The sequence below is a fragment of the Liquorilactobacillus oeni DSM 19972 genome (genome assembly GCF_001436275.1).
Classification (GTDB): Bacteria; Bacillota; Bacilli; order Lactobacillales; family Lactobacillaceae; genus Liquorilactobacillus; species Liquorilactobacillus oeni.
Genome location: NZ_AZEH01000039.1, coordinates 653,408 through 672,992 on the forward strand (window position 1 = coordinate 653,408; position 19,585 = coordinate 672,992).

General features: G+C 38.0%; 17 protein-coding genes. 3 read left to right on the forward strand and 14 right to left on the reverse strand.

Annotated elements, in window-relative coordinates; all coding sequences use genetic code 11:
* Positions 1–7: 7 nt before the first annotated feature.
* The 5 genes from FD46_RS08200 to FD46_RS08215 form a co-directional block, all read right to left on the reverse strand.
* Positions 8–226: a YqgQ family protein gene (locus FD46_RS08200; protein WP_057896666.1), complete on the reverse strand. Its 219-nt coding sequence runs from the start codon at positions 224–226 to the stop codon at positions 8–10.
* A gap of 48 nt (positions 227–274) precedes the next feature.
* The gene (locus FD46_RS08205) at positions 275–931 is read right to left on the reverse strand and encodes a rhomboid family intramembrane serine protease (RefSeq protein ID WP_057896667.1); all 657 of its coding nucleotides are present in this window, start codon (positions 929–931) and stop codon (positions 275–277) included.
* A 14-nt stretch (positions 932–945) separates the two neighbouring features.
* Positions 946–1,497, reverse strand: a complete 552-nt coding sequence (locus FD46_RS08210) for a 5-formyltetrahydrofolate cyclo-ligase (RefSeq protein ID WP_057896668.1) — start codon at positions 1,495–1,497, stop codon at positions 946–948.
* 179 nt (positions 1,498–1,676) lie between these two features.
* Positions 1,677–1,826 carry a 50S ribosomal protein L33 gene (gene rpmG, locus FD46_RS10260; RefSeq protein ID WP_083479402.1) on the reverse strand — a complete coding sequence of 50 codons (150 nt, stop codon included), beginning with the start codon at positions 1,824–1,826 and terminating at the stop codon, positions 1,677–1,679.
* Positions 1,827–1,960: 134 nt separating this feature from the next.
* On the reverse strand, positions 1,961–4,021 hold the full coding sequence (locus FD46_RS08215) for a peptidoglycan D,D-transpeptidase FtsI family protein (protein WP_057896669.1): 2,061 nt from the start codon (positions 4,019–4,021) through the stop codon (positions 1,961–1,963).
* A 219-nt stretch (positions 4,022–4,240) separates the two neighbouring features.
* Between FD46_RS08215 and FD46_RS08220 the strand changes: the two genes are divergently transcribed.
* Positions 4,241–6,874, forward strand: coding sequence for a YfhO family protein (locus FD46_RS08220; RefSeq protein WP_057896670.1), 2,634 nt, complete (start codon positions 4,241–4,243; stop codon positions 6,872–6,874).
* 9 nt (positions 6,875–6,883) lie between these two features.
* Here FD46_RS08220 and FD46_RS08225 read toward each other — a convergent pair whose 3' ends face one another.
* The 6 genes from FD46_RS08225 to rnz form a co-directional block, all read right to left on the reverse strand.
* Positions 6,884–7,549, reverse strand: a complete 666-nt coding sequence (locus tag FD46_RS08225; protein WP_057896671.1) for a potassium channel family protein — start codon at positions 7,547–7,549, stop codon at positions 6,884–6,886.
* Between the two features lie 214 nt (positions 7,550–7,763).
* Positions 7,764–8,282: an adenine phosphoribosyltransferase gene (locus tag FD46_RS08230; RefSeq protein WP_057896672.1), complete on the reverse strand. Its 519-nt coding sequence runs from the start codon at positions 8,280–8,282 to the stop codon at positions 7,764–7,766.
* A gap of 21 nt (positions 8,283–8,303) precedes the next feature.
* The gene (gene recJ / locus FD46_RS08235) at positions 8,304–10,628 is read right to left on the reverse strand and encodes a single-stranded-DNA-specific exonuclease RecJ (protein ID WP_235805606.1); all 2,325 of its coding nucleotides are present in this window, start codon (positions 10,626–10,628) and stop codon (positions 8,304–8,306) included.
* A 7-nt stretch (positions 10,629–10,635) separates the two neighbouring features.
* Complete coding sequence (locus FD46_RS08240) at positions 10,636–10,998, reverse strand: LapA family protein (protein WP_057896674.1); 363 nt, start codon at positions 10,996–10,998, stop codon at positions 10,636–10,638.
* Positions 10,999–11,012: 14 nt separating this feature from the next.
* On the reverse strand, positions 11,013–11,822 hold the full coding sequence (locus FD46_RS08245) for an SDR family NAD(P)-dependent oxidoreductase (protein WP_057896675.1): 810 nt from the start codon (positions 11,820–11,822) through the stop codon (positions 11,013–11,015).
* Positions 11,819–12,772 (reverse strand): ribonuclease Z, encoded by a 954-nt coding sequence (gene rnz, locus FD46_RS08250; protein ID WP_057896676.1) that lies wholly within the window; start codon positions 12,770–12,772, stop codon positions 11,819–11,821. The genes FD46_RS08245 and rnz overlap by 4 nt, the downstream gene beginning before the upstream one ends.
* 168 nt (positions 12,773–12,940) lie before the next feature.
* On the opposite strand from rnz, the gene FD46_RS08255 reads away from it, so the two are divergent.
* On the forward strand, positions 12,941–13,285 hold the full coding sequence (locus tag FD46_RS08255; RefSeq protein WP_057896677.1) for a hypothetical protein: 345 nt from the start codon (positions 12,941–12,943) through the stop codon (positions 13,283–13,285).
* A 53-nt stretch (positions 13,286–13,338) separates the two neighbouring features.
* Here the strand turns inward: FD46_RS08255 and FD46_RS08260 are convergent, their stop codons facing one another.
* Both FD46_RS08260 and obgE read right to left on the reverse strand, forming a co-directional pair.
* Complete coding sequence (locus tag FD46_RS08260; protein ID WP_057896678.1) at positions 13,339–15,249, reverse strand: acyltransferase family protein; 1,911 nt, start codon at positions 15,247–15,249, stop codon at positions 13,339–13,341.
* A 32-nt stretch (positions 15,250–15,281) separates the two neighbouring features.
* Positions 15,282–16,535 carry a GTPase ObgE gene (obgE, locus tag FD46_RS08265; protein WP_057896875.1) on the reverse strand — a complete coding sequence of 418 codons (1,254 nt, stop codon included), beginning with the start codon at positions 16,533–16,535 and terminating at the stop codon, positions 15,282–15,284.
* 326 nt (positions 16,536–16,861) lie between these two features.
* On the opposite strand from obgE, the gene FD46_RS08270 reads away from it, so the two are divergent.
* Complete coding sequence (locus FD46_RS08270) at positions 16,862–17,773, forward strand: cation diffusion facilitator family transporter (protein WP_057896679.1); 912 nt, start codon at positions 16,862–16,864, stop codon at positions 17,771–17,773.
* Positions 17,774–17,785: 12 nt separating this feature from the next.
* On the opposite strand, the gene uvrC is transcribed toward FD46_RS08270, so the two are convergent.
* Positions 17,786–19,555 (reverse strand): excinuclease ABC subunit UvrC, encoded by a 1,770-nt coding sequence (gene uvrC / locus FD46_RS08275; RefSeq protein ID WP_057896680.1) that lies wholly within the window; start codon positions 19,553–19,555, stop codon positions 17,786–17,788.
* Between the last annotated feature and the right edge of the window lie 30 nt (positions 19,556–19,585).

Genomic DNA, 19,585 nt, shown 5'->3' on the forward strand with positions numbered 1-19,585 from the left:
ACCTCCGCTAAAATCCTGTCATTTCATTCTGATGCTTTTCTTCGAAGCTATGTTCCCTTGTTAAAATTAATTTTGCTTTAATAAATACAGGGTCAGTAATGACACCTGCCTTGTGTAAATGGTCAAGTTCAAGTGCCATCAGTTCAATATCCCACAAGCGTTTACCAACATACACAAAAATCCCAAAATTCTTTAGCAACTGCTGAACATCATAAAGTGTTTTCATGAAAACACCCCCATTGATTATATAGGAAAGTAATTAGGTAGGAAAGCCTTAATTTTTAAAACCCACTGCCAATAGCATTACACATAAAAATAATAGCATTGCAAAACTGAGAATTCTTTTTAAGACAGGAACTTTGCCTACTGCAGGAACACCGGTACAGTAACCGGCTAAAAAACCGCCGAACAAGCCACCAAGGTGCCCCGGAAGATCTACATTACCGTAAAAACCAAAGATAACATTCAAGACAATCAGAATTAAAAATTGTTTTGCCAACATACGGATATAAGGATTTTCCCCAAAAGATTCTCCCATCATCAAGAAAACTCCGAACAAGCCGAATAACGCAGTACTTGCACCAGCTGAAAGAGCTTCCGGATTAAATGCAAAGCTAGCCAAGTTTCCCATAAAGCCGCTTATGAAATAAATAAGTAAAAACCTTGAATGCCCTAGTATTGTTTCTAATTGGGTACCGATAAAATAAAGTGTTACCATATTCAATACTAAGTGCTCCAAACCAATGTGAAGAAACATCGGCGTTAGTAATCGCCACCACTGACCAGCTAAAATAAGACTGTTAACCTTAGCTCCAAACGCAATTAACAGAGAGATCTCTTGACTGCCACCCAAGAGCGTCATTAACAAAAAAATCGCAATATTCAAGCTGAGCAAAGCGTATGTGACTATTGGTCGTCGGTTCGAAACCATTGTCTGTCTCCTTTTTAAATAGTCAGAATCTGTTGAATGTTTTGGTCAGTTTCTTCTGCCTGCCAAATCGCTGCTGGAAAGAAACGTACTGGATCAGCAAGAGCAAGCGTATCACCATGATAATTTGCTAAAAATCTATCATAGTAGCCCCCACCAAAACCAATTCGTTCACCTTTTTGCGTAAACGCAAGTCCGGGAACTATCACTAATTCAATCTTTTCTTTAGATACTTCTTTTTCTGTCTTAGCAGGTTGCAAAACACCAAAAGAACTTTTTTCAATTTTACTCTGCTTTTCCAATTTAAAAAAACGTATTTGCCTTTGAGGAAATATTCTTGGAATGCAAATGTCTTTATTTTGCAACCAAGCTTGTAAGATTAAGGGCTTAGTATCAATCTCGCTTCCAGAGGACAAAGTAACTGCAACCATTTTTGCATTTTTCCAGCTAGCTAGAGCAAAAAGCTTTTGGTACAAACAAAGCTCATTAAGTTGTTTACTCCATGTACTTTTTGACTGTGTTAATTTTTCCAACTGCTTTTTTCTTACTGTTTCTTTTTTTAGCTGCACAGTATCTCCTTTCGTAAAGAATCCTAGATAATAAAAGAGACTGAGACAAATATTCACCTGCCCCAGCCCTATATTATATAGTAAGTACGTACATTGATGATAAGCTACCGTCATTTTAAAAATTAATACCAAATATCTAAAACAAACAGTTTGCCTTCTTCAAATAATACTTTCAAGTACTATTTTGTTTCGCGATGAAGCGTAACCTTTCTATCACGTGGGCAATACTTATTCAACTCTAAGCGATCAGGGTTGTTACGCTTATTCTTGTTTGATAGATATGTCCGTTCATGACATTCTGTACATTCTAATGTAATGTTTACACGCATTCCTAACCCTCCAAACTTTGCTGTTTTCGAAAATTTTTAATCTTCAACGTTACTATGATATCATTTTTTTTCCAGTGAAGCCAGCGTTTTTTACAAATTGTTAAGGGATACTCCTTGACAGTAACTACTGCTTTCTATTGAAGCCCGTCACTAGACTGAACATATTTCCAATACGCCTTATATATCTGAATGATTGCTTCACTATTAATATGGCTGGTTGTACCGCCATCCATTCCTGGAAAAGCAATCGCTACGACCACTTGAGGGTTTTTTTCAGGAGCATAAGAAACTCCACTAAGGGTTTCAGTTTCCGTTGTCCCGTGAAAAGTTTGTGCAGTACCGGTTTTTGCTACAACTGCCGGTTTGACATTTGCGAGAGTTCCGCCTGTACGATATGTGCTGGTTCCATGAACAACTTTCCAAAAACCAGATTTAATAACATTCCACTGACTATCAGAAGCACTGACGACATTTAAAATATTTGGTGAAAACTCGTATTCCGTTGCGCCTAAGCCACCATTTTTATTAGTCCCTCTGATCGATTCTAAAATATGCGGCTGTAATCGGTAGCCGCCGTTTGCAACTGTTGACATATATTGTGCCAACTGAATAGTAGTATATGAGTCATAGTTTCCAAAAGACAGGTCAAGTGCTTTACCTATGCTAGACTGAGTCGAAGGACCTTCAAAACCAGTTGCTTCGCCTGGAATGTCAATGCCAGTTTTTACTCCGAGCCCGAATTGATTAAAATATCCACGCAATTTTGAGAAAATAGAAGTCGGCAAACTTAAAGCCGCATTCTCATGATATTTAAAACCGCCCTCCAACATTGCCAACTGCATCATATAAGAGTTGGAAGAAACCATTAATGCATCCGAAGCAGTTAATGGCATATCTTGGCCACCGGACTTATTAAACCAAGAAGACTTTGTAGGAGTTGACTGTAACGAGATGGGCTGATCTGTCAAGGTACTGTTATCCGGCGAGATTACGTTTGAAAGCATTCCGCCCATGACTGTTGCTCCCTTAACAACAGAGCCCATAACGTAGGTCTGGTTAATTGCTCCAAGTGCATTCTCGGTAATTTTACCACTCTCTAAATCACGATTAACTCCAGCCAAAGCGTAAATTGCACCCGTATTAGGATTCATCACAACTGCATAAGCACCTGGAAGATATGGATTACTGCCTGCTACACTTTGCACCGAATTTTTCATGATATCCTGAACCTTTTTCTGAAATTCAGAATTAATCGTTAAAACAACATTATCACCCTTTTTACCGCCGTATGATTTGACTTCACGAGTGATTTTATTATTTTGAGTCTCCAACGTCGTAATTGATTTAGTTCCCTTAAGTACATTTTCATACTGAGATTCAATATAGCTTGAACCGACGCTGTCATCACGGGAATAGCCCTCTGCCAACAGACTATTAATCTGATCACTAGGCAAACCTTCATGCCGGCTTGTAACAGTCCCAATAACACTCTTTACAGATTCTCCATTAGGATAATTACGGGTCCAACTGGTCCCAATTTTAATCCCAGGCATTGTTGATAAGTTCTCTCCTACCTTAGCCATCTCGTCATCGGAAACATCAGCGTACTTAAGAAAAACCGAGGAAAGAGCATATGCTCCACTCATTTTCGAGTAAACAACTGCTGCTTCTTTTTGTTTATCAGTTAGACTTTTGGCAAGTCCTTTTTGCCTTACATACTCAACCTCGCGACGATAAAGTTCGTTTGTACCGAGTTTTTCATAATTAGGAATCTTTTTTTGAACTCTTTCTAAATTGGCCGTGGTTGCCAAATAATAATCTGCTTTATTAGCAGGAGTTATGTTAGAAGTATCTATCGAAACATATTTTACAAGATCATTTGCAACTTTATACATTTGCATAGGAGTTACAGTAAGAGGCTTAGTGTATGTAATAGCACGTGAAGCGTTATTAGCCACTAAAATTTTACCAGTTGAATCATAGATCATGCCTCTTTGTACATTTTTTGTTTCGGTTTTCGTATCCGTACTGCTTACTTCGGATTCAAACTTAGTTCCATGCACAATTTGCAAGTAGGCCAGTTGTCCCAATAATGTAGCAAACAGCAAAAAAACAAGTATAAACAAAAAATTCAGTCTTAAAGGAATTTGCGACTTTACTCTTTTGGAATTATTTCTTTTTCTTAAATATTTCAAAATTATTAACCTCACATCGATCAAAAAACTTTATCATGTTATCCTTAATAATAGATATCCATGTAACATTACCATTACTCATGGTACCATACAAACTACCAGTTTCTTAAACTGCCTGTTAAACTTTAATAAAAATTATGCGCTTGTGCAAATATAGAAACAAGTCTGTATAATAAAATTAATGGTAAAACTTCTTAAAAATGTTTCTAGGGGTGCAAAATGAGAACAAAATCAATAACTTTTTGGAAAACAAACTATCCTTTAATTTTAAGTTTTTTTATTCCCGCAATTATCATGCAAACATACTTTATTACGCGCGGAATGTATCCTTTCGGAAAAAGCAGTTTACTGACTGTGGATCTTGGCCAGCAATACATTGATTTTTTCTCATTTTTTAGAAGAACTTTGCTGCACGATCCAAGTAATTTCTTTTATTCTTTTTCAAAAGAAATCGGTGGAAACATGATTGGTGAATGGTCCTATTACTTGATGAGCCCATTTAACCTTTTACTGCTTTTCTTTTCACAAACTGCTTTACCTGCCGGAATCATGCTTATTACTACTCTAAAATATGGATTTGCCGGTCTTTCTTTCTATCTTTTTCTTTTAAAAAAGAATCCAGCATTAAAGGTAACTCCTCTTCTTTTTTCTACTTCCTATGCATTAATGGGGTGGTTTATCGCAAACCAGCTCAATCTACTTTGGCTTGATGCTGCTATATTTTTGCCTCTTGTCATTATCTCACTGGATGCATTGCTGCAAAAACATAGTAACTGGAAGTATCCCGCGCTGCTTGCTCTTTTGTTAATTGATAATTATTATATGGGGTATATGGTCTGCATCTTCTTAGTTGCCTATTTTTTCTGGTATCTTGCAGCAAACTGGGAAGGCTTTGTTGAAAGTCTTCACCTTCTAGCACGTTTTGTACTTGCTTCTTTACTAGCAGTTGGCCTTGCAGCTGTTATTTTACTACCGACTTTGTCTTCACTGATGGAAGGCAAAGGCCAGTATACTGCAAGCTTCGTGCATTTTAGATTTGAATATACACCCTTAAAAATGATCTCAAAGTTTGTTGTAGGTTCTTTTAACTTCCAGCAAATGCCATCGGGCTATCCTAATCTTTTCATTGGTTCACTTGCTTTAATCGGTTTCATTACGTACTTTTTAAATTCACAAATAAAGCTTTGCGAAAGAATTACTGCTCTTTTTATCAGTATCTTCTTGTTTTTGTCACTTTGTTTCGAACCGCTTGATCTTTTCTGGCATGGGTTTCAGTTTCCAGTCTGGTATCCATATCGTTTTTCCTTTGTAATCAGTTTTTGGATGCTAATGCTTGCCGCCCGTTCGCTTAAAGAGCAACTGCATTTAGAGCCTTGGAAGATCTGGTTTTGTTTTGCATTTTTCACTTCATTTTTAGCTTACCTTTTATTTAATATTAAAAAATTTAGTTTTCTTACAAACGAAACCTTGCTTCTCACTGCTGCTTTTGCAACTTTAATTTTAGCCACTTTAGCGATTAATCCCAGCTCCAGATATGCACGTATCAGGTTCTATTGGCTCTTACTCCTCGTCGTTGGAGAAGTTTCTTTGAATAGCTGTTTGTCATTAAACAACCTAAGTTATCTAAGTGCAAAAGAATACTCCCAACCAACCCAAGCACTTTCAAAAGATAGTAATTACTTAAAGCAGACTGACAGTTCTCCGTATAGGACGGGGCAAGTCTATAGCAGAACTAAAAATGATGGTATTGCAAATATGCTCAATACAGGGTCATATTTCAGCTCTGCTCTAGAAAAAAGTATTCCTGATTTTTATGGTATGTTAGGAAATCCTGATGGCGATAACTATGTAACCTATTCAAACGGCACCTTGATTTCCGATTCATTGCTTAATATGAAATACTTCAGTGCTCCAAAAGATGCAGCTGAACTAAAAAATGGACAACCTCTACAAAAACTGACAGAAAAACCTGATCTGCAGGAATACAGGTTAGTGAAGAACCAGCCCTTAACACATATCTATCAAAACTCAGCCGCTCTAGGATATGCTTACCTTGCTGATAAAAATTTGAAAAAGTTTACCGGCTTTTATGATAACCCATTGGAATACCAAACACAGTGGCTGAATAATGCTGTCGGAAGTCCACGTTACAGTTACTTCAAGGCCCAGAATTTTAATGAAGTAGTATTTCAGAATATCAAACAGCAAACTAAACTGACAGATACAATCTTCCGCCGCAAAGACCTATCTAAGGACGCGCAGATTATTTTTAAGTTTACACCGCCTACAAACGATTCTTATTATTTAACACTTGGTCCTTCCTTAGATAATGATAATGTTTCGTTGTTTCTTAATAACCAGCCCTTAAATCAATATGGCACTTTTCGACATACAGTTGTCGTTGATCTTGCCAATCATGCTAAAGGTCAAGAAATAATTTTAACAGCCAAGTTGAAAAAATCTTCCCTGTGGCTGAACAACTTTGTTCTTTATCAAGCTGACAATGCAGCAATTTTTTCTCAATTACAGACACTAAAAAAAAGGAAAGTGACACTCTCACAAAAATCGCAAAGAAATCTGCAAGGACATTATGAAGCTAAAAATAACCAACAAATTTTAGCAACAACAATTCCATACAGTAAGGGCTGGCATGTTCAAATAGATGGAAAAAATGTTTCGACATTTAAAATTCAAAACACCTTTTTGGCTATTAAAGCAATAAAAGGTAGGCATAAAATTCGCCTCACCTTTTTCCCGCCTTTATTAATTACAGGAATCTTTATAACTGGTATTTCGTTACTTGTACTCTTTACCTTAATCCTAACTGTTTTTCCGAAACGAAGAAAGTATTAACAGAATTTTTTAACGGTCCATCAATTGACTAAAATGTTCAACGTCTTTTTTCAACCCAACAACTAGGAGGCTGTCATTTAAATTCAATGCCTCACTGGGAGCTGGTGAAATTTCTATTTTCTTATTGCGGCGAACTGCGATCACGTTCAATGCAAAATTTTTGCGAAAATCAAGTTCCATTAAAGATTTGCCAATTAAAAAATTCTGTGTGATTTTAATCTCCGCCACTTTAATCTCTGGAGATAAATCTAAGTAATCAAGCATATTTTTTGATAAAAGATTGCGGCCGATTCTAATCCCCATGTCACGCTCTGGGTGTACAACCTTGTTTGCCCCCAGCTTAGTCAAAACACGTGCATGATATTCATTCTGGGCTTTAGCTGTGATGTACTTGACTCCTAATTCTTTTACCATAAGTGTTACAAGAATACTTGCTTGGATGTCTTCACCAATTGCAATTACTACATGATCGAAATTACGAATTCCGAGCGATCTTAATGTATTTTCATCCTGTGCATCGGCAATTATCGCCTGAGTTGCAATGTTCTTATAGTCGTTTACCCTTGCTTCATCTTTATCGATTACAAGTACTTCAGCTCCTCCTGCTATTAAGGTTTGGCAGATACTGCCACCAAACCTGCCTAGGCCAATAATTGCATAATTTTGTTTAACCATTACTAAGCCTCCTCGTAATTAAAAGCTTAAGGATACTACTGAAGGGACTGCGTCAAAAGTAAATTTTTGACGCAGTCCCTTGACTTTACCTTGCAGTATCCCAATAAATATATTTCAACAGCCTTCTTAGTTCAAAAGCTCCAGCTCATATTTCTCTTATCAAGGAGTAGCGGGAAGTATCTTAAAACACATTAATTATTAAAAAATACATTTTTTAATAATTCATTAAACTTAAAACATCATAATTCTTAATTTTTTTACGGCCTTCTAGGGCATTTAGTTCGATAATAAACGCACAGCCAACCACGATTCCACCTAACTGCTCCACTAAGTCAATGGTTGCACTAATTGTTCCGCCAGTTGCAAGTAGATCATCAGTTACAAGAACACGCTGTCCTGGTTTTACAGCATCTTTATGCATGTACAAAGCTGAAGTACCATATTCCAATTTATACTCTGCTTTAACTGTCTCTCGTGGAAGTTTACCTTTTTTACGTGCTGGAGCAAAACCGACCCCTAGTTCATAAGCAACCGGACATCCTACAATAAAGCCACGCGCTTCAGGTCCAACGATCATTTCTACTCCTTTATCGTGAGCGAACTGAACAATTTGTGCTGTTGCTTGTTTGTAGGCTTCTCCATCGGCCATCAAAGGAGAAATATCTCGAAAAATAATTCCCTTCTCAGGATAATCCGGAATGCTTGCTACATACTCTGTCAAATCTAATGCCATTTTTTAAAACGCTCCTTTAAATTAGACTGCTGAGAGTTTGAACAGCCACTTTTTTAAGTCAGTGGTTTTACTCATCAATAAGGTTTTTTCGGCTTTCAGCAGCTGCTGTCTTGAACGATAACTGGGTGTTTCTTTCAGATTAACCGTTTGATGGGCTGGATAGCCTGTCATCAATCCATTTTCTATTTTAACAAATCCAACCTCAAAAAACACTTGCAACATAAAAATCAATAATTCTTTTTTTACCTGAAGGTAGTCCGCAACTTGCTGCATCTGGCCTTTCAGATCAATGTTATGATGGCTAATTGCAAAGCGATAAACTCTAGCCAGCTCATCTCTAGTCGGCATTCCTGAAGCATAAACTGGTTTATAAGGATAAAAAATAGCAACCAGTTTTTTATAAGAGGCAACCTGTAATAATTTTTTCAAGTCTTTAAGAGAAGGCGGACAATCAACTATGATAAGCTCATCAAAACTTGGTGTTGCCGGAAGTTTCTTTAGCCCAATAACCATTTCAGCATTTTGCGGTAAGAAAGGAACTAACTTTTGTTGAATTCTTTGATTAAAAAAGAAATATGTCCCGGATTTTTTAAAAAGTTCTGGGCTTAATCTATTTGTCCTTAGATCCTTAAAATCCGGTCGTGAATTACCCATGTCGCAGATCAGAATCTGCGGTTTAGTTCTTCCCTTCCACGTATTTTCCCCAAGCTTACCACAGAATTTCATGTCTTCAGCTTCTACGATAATTTCATTTTTATGATCCTCAATTGAAAACGCCAAGGCATCCAGCTGTACTTTATTACCGGTTAGAGTAAGTTTGACATGGTTTTTCTTTTGTCCTAAAAATCGAACGTCAGTAAGTTTATAATCTGTAAAGGAAAAAATTGGTTTTGGATTTTCAGGACCATATGGTGCAATTTTTTTTAAATCTGTAATGAGTTTTTTGTTTATCCCATCCAAAGGCAATTCAGCTGCAATCTGCAATACCGGCTTTTGCCTCTCATCAAGTTTTTGTTTCTGTGCCTCTTTATCAAGTATTTCTTGTAATAGCGGTAATCGATTCGCAGCCAACGAAATCCCACATGCCATATGATGGCCGCCAAAACTGCTGTATAATTTTCGATGAGCATCCAGTGCTTTAAAAAGGTGAAAACTTTCAACAGAACGTCCGGAACCTTTTGCAACATCGCTTTCAGAGTTAATAGTCAGTACAAGCGTCGGACGACCAGTTTTTTCAACTAAACGTGAAGCAACGATTCCTAATACTCCCTCATGCCAACCAGACGCTGCAACAACATTCACTAAATGAGGAACAGACTGACTCTTTAATTTTGCTAAAGCTTTTATTGTGATTGTTTCTACCAGCTTCTGTCTTTGCTGATTTAGTTTTTCTACATGCACTGCAATTTCAGCGGCTTCACTGCTATCTAAAGTTGTCAGTAATGCAATCCCAAGATTTGCATTTTCAAGGCGCCCCAATGAGTTAAGACGCGGAGCAATCCCAAAACCGATTTTTTCTTCGTCAATAATTTCTGGATTGATCTTAGCAGCCTGCACTAACGCCTGCAATCCGATTCGCTGAGTTTGTCTTAATTCATGAAGCCCAAGTTGTACCAGAGTACGGTTTTCTCCGATAAGAGGCACCAAATCAGCGACTGTACCAATTGCAACAAGGTCCAAAAGTTCCTGTGGAACTTCTTCAAGCAGTGCGCAGACAACTTTAAAAGCAACCCCAACACCCGCAAGCTGCGGATTCGGATATATTTTACCGGGATATCGCGGATGAACAATTGCAAAAGCCGGCGGTAATCGTTCAGGCAGTTCGTGGTGATCAGTCACGATTACATCCACATTATTTTCTTTTGCATATGTAATTGCTTCGTTGCCGCTAATTCCATTATCAACAGTCACAATCAATTCTGTTTTGTCCGCTATTAATTTTTGATACGCTTCTTTATTCGGTCCGTATCCATCCTTAAACCGATCAGGAATATAATAGGCAACATCAGCTCCTAATTGTAAAAGGCCTTCATACATAACCGCTGTACTTGTCAAACCATCTGCATCATAATCTCCATAAACAATGATCTTTTGACCAGAAACAATTGCAGTTTGGATTCTCTCAACGGCTTTTTTCATATCATTCATTAGAAATGGATCAACTAAATTTTCAAAAGACGGATTTAAAAATTGCTGAACTTTGTCTGAAGAATCTAGTCCACGATCTAGCAAAAGTCCAGCTGCAAAAGAGCTCAGCCCAAATTCTTCTTCAATTTGCTTTATTTTTTCTAAACTATGCTCAGTATGGTTCTTTTTCCAGAGATAGTGCGGCTCAAACAAGTTCAATCAGCTCCTACTTATGAAAATCTTCTTTTTGTCTTACGGTCGCAGCTGTTTTCCCATTCAACTTGCGTTGATACTTTGCTTGTGTTGCCGTCAACTTTTGCTCATACTTCTTCACAGCACTTTCTTCGGCCCTCTCACGCTTAATTTCACTTTCTTTAAGCTGTCTTTTCAATCCTATAATCGTGACGGTAGAAAGCAAAACTGCAATTAAAGCACCAGCTAATAAAGATATAACAAGAACTAATACTAAAGGCATGCTGTATTTACCAAAAATAAAGTTCAGTTCAACATTTTGAGTATTAAGCAATGCAAAGACGATAACTATTAAAGCAACTAGCAAAGCTGCAATCATTCTCCACTGGTTTTTCATTAAATATTCCCCCCTTATTTTTTATTAAACAGATCACCTGCAAAATAATCACCAATACGTGGAAAGAGTTCATAGAGATGATGTGCAACGTCAAAAACATATGGCAGGTTGAGTTCTCTTCTACTTGTACCTAAAGTAGACACTATTTTTTTTGCAAGAGCTGCAGGTTCGAGAACTAAAAAACCAACTTTTTTCAAATAATCGCCTGATTTATCGGCAATCTTAAAGAAATCTGTTTTAACAGGCCCAGGATTGACAGTCAAAACTGAAATTCCAAGGGGTTTTAATTCCAGACGCAAAGCATTTGAATAGCCCAAAACAGCAAACTTCGTAGCAGAGTAGACAGCAGATTTTGGTGTTGCAATTTTTCCTGCAGCTGAACCTACGTTTATAATAGCTCCTCTTTCTCTTTCTGCCATGTTTAAAGCAACATACTTTGACAAATACATCATTCCTAAAACGTTGACACGAAACATTTTTTCTGCGACTTTCATTTCAAATGAAAGTGCATTTTCCATCAAACCAAAACCCGCGTTGTTTACCAAGATATCAATCGGTCCAAGTTCTTCTTCAATTTCATCAACTAATCGTTCAATTTGTTCTGGCTTTTCAACATCGAGCTGCTTTGATAGTGATATTCTTCCCGAAAGAGATTGACATTTTTGACTTATAAGCTCAAGCTTTTTTAATCTGCGAGCACAAACCACAACGATTGCACCTTGTCGTGCAAGCTCATATGCTACTTGTTCTCCTAAACCTGAGGAAGCTCCCGTAACAATCGCAATTCGGTTGCGTAAATCTTTCAATTGCTTATAACCCCTCATTGTTCACCCTCCTGCTTTCGCGTAAATGGAATAGAAAAATTATCAAAATCATTAGCCAGTATTGTCTTTTTAAAAACATACTGTGCATCCTTTTCAAGCTTTAATGCTTTAGGGCCTACATAACGTGCAGAAATATGTGTAAGGAGTAATTGCCCTACATGTGCTTTTACTGCAGCCCTAGCAGCTTGCACGTTTGTAGAATGATAATAGCTGAATGCCATTTGGCTTTCCTCTTTACCAAAAGTACTTTCATGTACAAGTACAGCGGCATTCTGTGCTAGTTTTAAAATATTCGGTGTTTGCCGTGTGTCTCCCAGAACAGTTACTATTCTACCTCTTTTTGGCTGTCCCAGATAGTCATTCCCATCTAAAACACGACCATCAGTCAATGTCACTGTTTCTCCAGCCTTCAGTTGCCCGTATATTGGGCCGGAAGGGACATGTTCTGCACGCAGTCGTTCAACTTGGAGTTCTCCAGGATAATCTTTCTCAACAATACGGTAACCGAAACATTCGATTCGATGATCCAAACGATAGGCAAAGACTGTGAACCTCGAGTTTTCGAAAAGAAGCCCCTCTTCAGTAATTTCAACAAAGTTTATTTTATACGTAAGTCTAGACTGTGAAATACGCAGACTAGTCTGGACATAGTCTTTGATTCCTTTTGGTCCATAAATAGTCAGTTGTCCAAGTTTCTCTGCTCCTTGAAAAGAACGACTGCTTAAAAAACCAGGAAGCCCAAAAATATGGTCTCCATGAAGGTGTGTAATAAAGATTCGTGAAATTTTACGCGGTTTGATGGTTGTTCGTAAAATTTGGTGCTGCGTTCCTTCACCAACATCAAAAAGCCAAATCTCATTGATCTCTTCCAAAAGCTTTAAAGCAATACTTGTCACATTGCGTGATTTTGCCGGTGAACCGGCGCCTGTTCCTAAAAATTCGATTTCCATAAACTTTTCCAATCTATTGAACTGGATGCCAGCTCAAAATTAATCATACCTTTTTTTATTTTAACATCAAAAACCTAGGTGTCACTATATTAATTTAAAGTAAACTACCTTGTTTGTAAAAATATCACCCACTATAATAAAATGATAAAGACCAAAAGAAGGTGACTTATGTATCTCTCTGACTTGCAAATTCTCACTGCTGGTTTGAATATTAATCTCAAACTTTTCTTTCAATTAGATCAACAAGAAGTAGTTCCTCTTCACACTCTTAAAATTGAAAATAGACAAACACTATTACTTTTAACTGCAAGTAAAAGCGACACAACTCTTACGCTAGAAAATATTTTCCTATTATTGAAAAATAAGCCTCAAATAAACCCTAAAACGAAAGTTTTTGTACGTCAAAATAACATTAACTACCCAGTTTTCGGCTATAAGTTTTCTAGCAATCAACTCATAATCAATGGTCTTTCGCAAAACGAGGATAACGAGAAAATAAAAAGACCCGGATAGATTCAAAAACAACACCGGATCTTTCAACTTGATTTTAAAGCTTAATGATGTGCTTAAGAGTGCTCAAGAATCTCCTTTGCAATATAAGAACTGTAGTAATTAAGTCCATATTCATTTGGATGGACATTATCTTCATAAAACCAGTCTGAATGATTATTACTATAACCGTACCAATCAATGACCTTAAGGTTGTGATACTTAGTAGCAGCAGTCTTCAAAGAATCATTAACCTGATTTTGCCAACGTCTTGTAGGAACATGTGTATTGATCCAAAACACCTGTCTGTTCCCCACAGCACTCATAATTTGACTCAGTTCATCATCTGAAAATGGCCCATTTGTTCCTAAACTAATCAAAACAACATTAGCAAGCCGCCCCTTTTGTGCGAGACTCTGCAAAACGGCAATTGCATCTCGTGCTTGCCGTCCAACTTGTGCATCTATATACATCTGTGGGAAAATTTCTTGCAGCTTGGCTGACCCATCTGCCATTACCGAATCTCCAACTGCAGTGATGCTAAGCTTTTGTGCTTGCTGTTTTTGAATTTCGCTCAAATCATAAGGCTTTGCATTCGTATTTTCAGACGAAGAGCTCTGAGCCTGAGAACTAGAAGTACTTTGTGATGCTGCGGATTTTGCAACTTTTTTTGAAGTAACATCTTTTTTTTGTTCAAGTGAATTACCGCGCGCAACAGTCCGCTGATTTTTTTCAATTACCTGCTTTAGCTGCTGTGAATTTTTATTAGTTGATGCGGAAGGCTCTGTGACGGCTCCTGCCAAAGCAAGCACCCCTAAGATTAATCCTGCAAACACCCATAAACGCTGCCAGCCATACCGTGAATTTCTTTTTAGAAATTCGGTGACGACTCTCTTTGTTTGACTATAATCAAAATGTTGCAATGGTAATTCTAAATATACATATGAAATGTGACTGATTAAAATTATAATTGTGATTTCAATTAAACTATGGATCCAAGGATGATCAGCTATGTTAGTTACTCTGGCTTCATAAAAAATCATTACCGGAAACTGATACAAGTAGATACCATAACTCCTCTTACCCAGCCATGTGAATAGCGGATTTGACATCACGCTATTCATATCAGCCCCAGGGTGTGCAACCGTTGCAACAAAGAGAGTAGCAATGACAGTGAAAAAAAACATCCCGCCGCGATATGTCAGTTCACTTTCGCCAGGCATATTGAAAAACATTAAAATAATTAACGCCAAGGACAAAGTTCCAATCATGTCAAGAAACCAGCGTCCCTTTTTATTTAAATTGCTTTTCAAGCTTCCGCTTGGCCAAAGGATAGATAATGCTGCCCCTAACAAAATTGCAAACATTCGGGTGTCTGTCCCAAAATAGATTCGTGAAGGATCTTGGCCCTGTCGGTATAATAAAGCCATCATCAGTGCCGAAATAAAAGCAACTATAAAAATAACATCAAACACCGGCTGCTTTTTACGCAGTAAAACCCATAATACCGTTAGAATTAACGGCCAGAACAAATAAAACTGGCCTTCAATTGAAAGTGACCACAAGTGAGTAAAAGGGGCTTGTGGCCCAAAACGGTCAAAATAAGACTGTCCTTGTCTGACCTGCACCCAGTTATAAACGTATACCAAATTAGCAATAATCGTTTGCCTGATGTTTTGCAGCATATCACGCTGAAAAAGAGTAATGTACGCACTTGTGCCGATTACCATCGCCACAAGCGCTGGATAAAGACGCTTCATCCTTTTTTTGTAAAAGTTCCAAACATTCACTTTACCAGATTTGCGGATTTCTGCATTCAAAATATCCGTGATCAGGTAGCCTGAAAGAACGAAAAAAATCGGAACTCCAAGGTAACCCCCTTGAATATCATATGGAACTAGATGATACAAGATCACTGCAACGACGGCCAGAGACCTAATACCATCGAACCCAGTGATGTAACGTCTTTTTTTTCTATTTGCTTCCATTTTATATCAACCTCAAAAACGTTAATTGCCCGTCAATCTACAAATTCAAAAGTAAATTTACCAATTCTGACATGATCTCCTGCTTTTGCTCCACGCGCCCGCAAAGCATCGTCTACTCCCATACCGCGTAATTGACGAGCAAAGCGCATAATACTTTCCTCATGCTCAAAATTAGTCATTTTAAAGAGCCTTTCAAGTTTATCTCCGCTAAGAACCCAAGTTGCATCAGGTTCACGCGTAATTTCAAAGTCGGATTGTTTATCTCCATCAAACTGATACATTTTACCCTCAGTTGTCTGTACTCTCTGAGCAAGAGTTGGAAATACCGGCGTTTTATCCAGCAAAGTAACGGTTTTTATTAATAATTCCTGCAAGCCTTGTCGTGTAACCGAAGAAATCTCAAGAATTTCAGGCTGAACAGTTAATATCTGCTGCTTTTTCATTTTTTTCTTAAAAGTCTGTAAATTTTCGGCCGCTGTAGGAAGATCCATCTTGCTTGCAACTACAATTTGAGATCTGTCTAACAACGATTCGTCATATTGCTTCAACTCTTGGTTGATTTTAATAAAATCATCGTATGCATCACGACCATCAAATCCGCTCATATCTATTAAATGCAAAAGAACGCGGGTTCTTTCAACGTGCCGTAAAAATTGAATTCCAAGGCCAACACCTTGGGAAGCACCTTCAATCAAACCAGGCAGATCAGCCATAACAAAATCACGTCCATCATCCAAGCGAACCATTCCAAGGTTAGGAACAAGTGTTGTAAAGTGATACGCAGCAACTTTGGGTTTGGCACTTGTCACTGCTGCAAGCAAAGTAGACTTGCCTACCGAAGGGAAACCAACTAAGCCAACATCCGCAAGAACTTTCAATTCAAGTTTTAGAACTTTTTCAACACCCGGTTCCCCATTTTCAGCAATTTCGGGAGCTGGATTTTTGGGACTTGCAAAATGGATATTGCCACGGCCACCACGGCCACCCTTAGCAACCACAAGTTCGTCACCTTCATGCAACAGATCGCCTAAAACTTCTCCAGTCGTTTCATCTGAGACAGTTGTTCCTTCAGGTACAGAAACATACAGATTCTCTGCCCCACGGCCGTACATTCCTTTAATCATACCGTTGCCGCCATTTTTAGCTTTAAAATGGCGATGATAACGAAAATCCATCAGAGTCCTTAGACCCTCATCAACTTTCAAAATCACACTGCCGCCCTTTCCACCATCACCGCCAGCCGGTCCACCATTAGGAACATACTTTTCTCTGCGAAATGCTACCATCCCATTACCGCCGTTTCCGGCTTTTATATTAATCTTAACTTGATCAACAAATGCCACTTTTTCTCACCATTCTTCCTCTTCAGATGTAAAAATAACCAATAACTAACTATTTGGTTGAGTACCAACTAACTTCCAAGAAAAAAAGAAAAAATGAAATTCTCTCATCTGTCCTGAAAACTACCAGACCTCACTATACCAGTTTTTTTGCAGCCGGTCAAAACCTTGAAAAACGCCTTCATTTGCTTTAATAGTAAAATCCTTTATAATTTACCTATTATAGATAATTCAAAAAATTAACAGCAATTTTTGATCAAGGAGCGTTCAAAATGCAAGAGCGATATCAAAACCTAAAAATTGCGCAAAGAGGCGTACTCCTCAATATTACTGCGTATATCGTCTTAACACTTTTAAAACTAGTTGTAGGCCAGCTCAGCCATTCTGCTACCTTGCTTGCCGATGGTTCAAACAATTTAACTGATATTTTTTCTTCTTGTGCCATTATGGTAGGACTTCGGTTAGCCAGACGGCCACCTGATGAACATCATCAATATGGCCACTGGAAAGCTGAAACAATCGCTACGCTGCTCACTTCACTTATCATGCTGCTTGTGGGATTAAGCGTTCTTTATTCATCCATCCGAGATCTTTTTCTGCAAGAAAGTTCTATTCCAGATATCCATGCTCTTTTTGTAGGCCTCTTTAGCGGATGTGTAATGTACATCATCTACCTGCGTAATACCAAACGTGCTGCGGCAATCCATTCCGAGGCACTGGCCGCAATTGCCAAAGACAGCCGAAATGACGCATGGACAAGTTTCAGTACAACAGCTGCTATTATTGGTGCTAATTTCAGCATGCCTTGGCTCGATGGTTTGGCTGCGCTTATTATTGGTCTTTTAATTTTAAAAACTGCATACAACATTTTTTCTGCAAGTGCTTTTTCACTTTCAGATGGCTTTGATGATGATCTGCTTGATGAATACACTGCAGCGGTCCAAAAAATACCAGGAGTGGAACTCGTTCACAATATTCAAGGACGCTCCTATGGTGCAAACATTTTTATTGACATTATTATCTGGGTAGATCCTCAAATGACCGTTCGTCAAAGCCATCATATTACTGAAAAAATCGAAAGTCTGTTGCGGCGCAAATACGGTGTTTTTGATACAGATGTCCATGTTGAACCTTGGGATATTGATTATGAACCCCAACAGCCGAATGAGCTTAACAGCCATTAACACAATTTGTGTTTAGTTGAAACTCAATTTAATCATCTGAGCAACCTTTTTTGAAATCCCTAAAGATTGGATTTCGTTAATTGGTGCCTCAGTGATTTTTTTCATTGAACCAAACTTTCGTAAAAGCTTCGTACGTGATTTCGGACCAACCCCTGGAATTAAATCTAACCGAGAAGAAAGTGAATTTCTAGAATGCGACTTACGGTGAAATGTAATTGCAAAACGGTGAACCTCATCTTGAATACGCTGTAACAAGTAAAAGCCTTCACTTTTAGGATCCAAAGTAACTTTTTGAAAATTAGAATTCATTAGCGCTGCCGTTTTATGATGTTCATCTTTAACCATGCCGGCTACTGGAATAGCAAGACTTAATTCATTTTGCAAAACATCAATTACAGCCTCTACTTGAACAATTCCGCCATCCATCAAAATTAAATCAGGCAGCTGAGCTTTTTCTTTTAATAAACGGACGTATCTGCGTCGGATTACTTCTCGTGTACTTGCAGCTTCATCAGCGTGGCTGACCGTTTTGAGTTTATATTTACGATACTGATCTTTTTCAGGACGGCCATCAATGAAACATACCATTGCTGACACCGGATCTGCACCTTGCAAATGGGAATGGTCAAATGCTTCGATCCGGTGTCCGGCTGGCAAATGCAAAGCCTTTGTAATTTCTTCCATTGCCCCGCTGGTCTTACGGTCATCAAGTTCTAAGAGTCGGAATTTTTCATCCAAAATCAGTTTTGCATTTTGACGTGCTAGTAGCAACAGGTTACGTTTGGCACCACGCTGTGGTGTTTTTACAGACCTGTTTAAAATTTCTGAAAGAACCCCCCGTTCAATTCCACTCGGTACAAAGACCTCTTTAGGCAAGACCCTGTTTTTCTGGTTGTAAAACTGTAAGATAAATGACTCAAGTTCCTCTTCTGGAGTATCAATACAAGGAAACAATCGTTTTTCACGTTTAATCAGCCTCGCTTGCCTAATGAAGAAAATCTGAATAGAGATCCAGCCTTTATCCATATAAAAGTTAAATAAATCCCGCGGGGTATTATCATTAGAAATAATTTTTTGCCTCTCTACAGTTACTTCAACATAGTGAATCTGGTCTCTTAGTTCAGCCGCTCTTTCAAACTCAAGTTTTTCAGCTGCTTCACCCATCTTTATTTCAAGTGTTCTTTTGATTCGTCCCACATTGCCGTTCAAAAAAGATTTTATTTTTTTTATTTGCTTTTGGTATTTTTCCTGAGGAACATCTTTAAAACAGGCTCCTAAACATTGGCCCATATGGTAATATAAACATGGTCTTTTTTGATACCCATTGCAACGGCGCAGCGGATAGACTTTTTGAAGAAGCTGGATCGTTTCCTCAGCTGCATATACATTAGGATAAGGCCCAAAATAGGAACCACCGTCTCTTTTGATCTGACTGACAATCTTCAGCTGCGGATCCCTTTCACTGGTAATTTTAATATATGGATAGCCAGTTCCCTTTTTTAAACGAATGTTATAGTAGGGTTCATGTCTTTGAATCAGTGTAATTTCAAGTAAAAAAGCTTCCTTATCAGTGGAGGTAATAATCGTTTCAAAGTCTCGAATCTCTGAAACCAGTTTAGCAGTTTTGCCGATATGTGCACTTTTAAAATAAGAACGTACCCTATTTTTAAGATTCTTGGCCTTACCAACATAAATTATTTTGCTGTTAAGATCCTTCATAATGTAGCAACCTGGCAAACCCGGCAATAGTTTCAACTTATCTTCAATATGCTTCGTTGCCATTTAGTAACTTCACCTCATCCTGTTAATAAC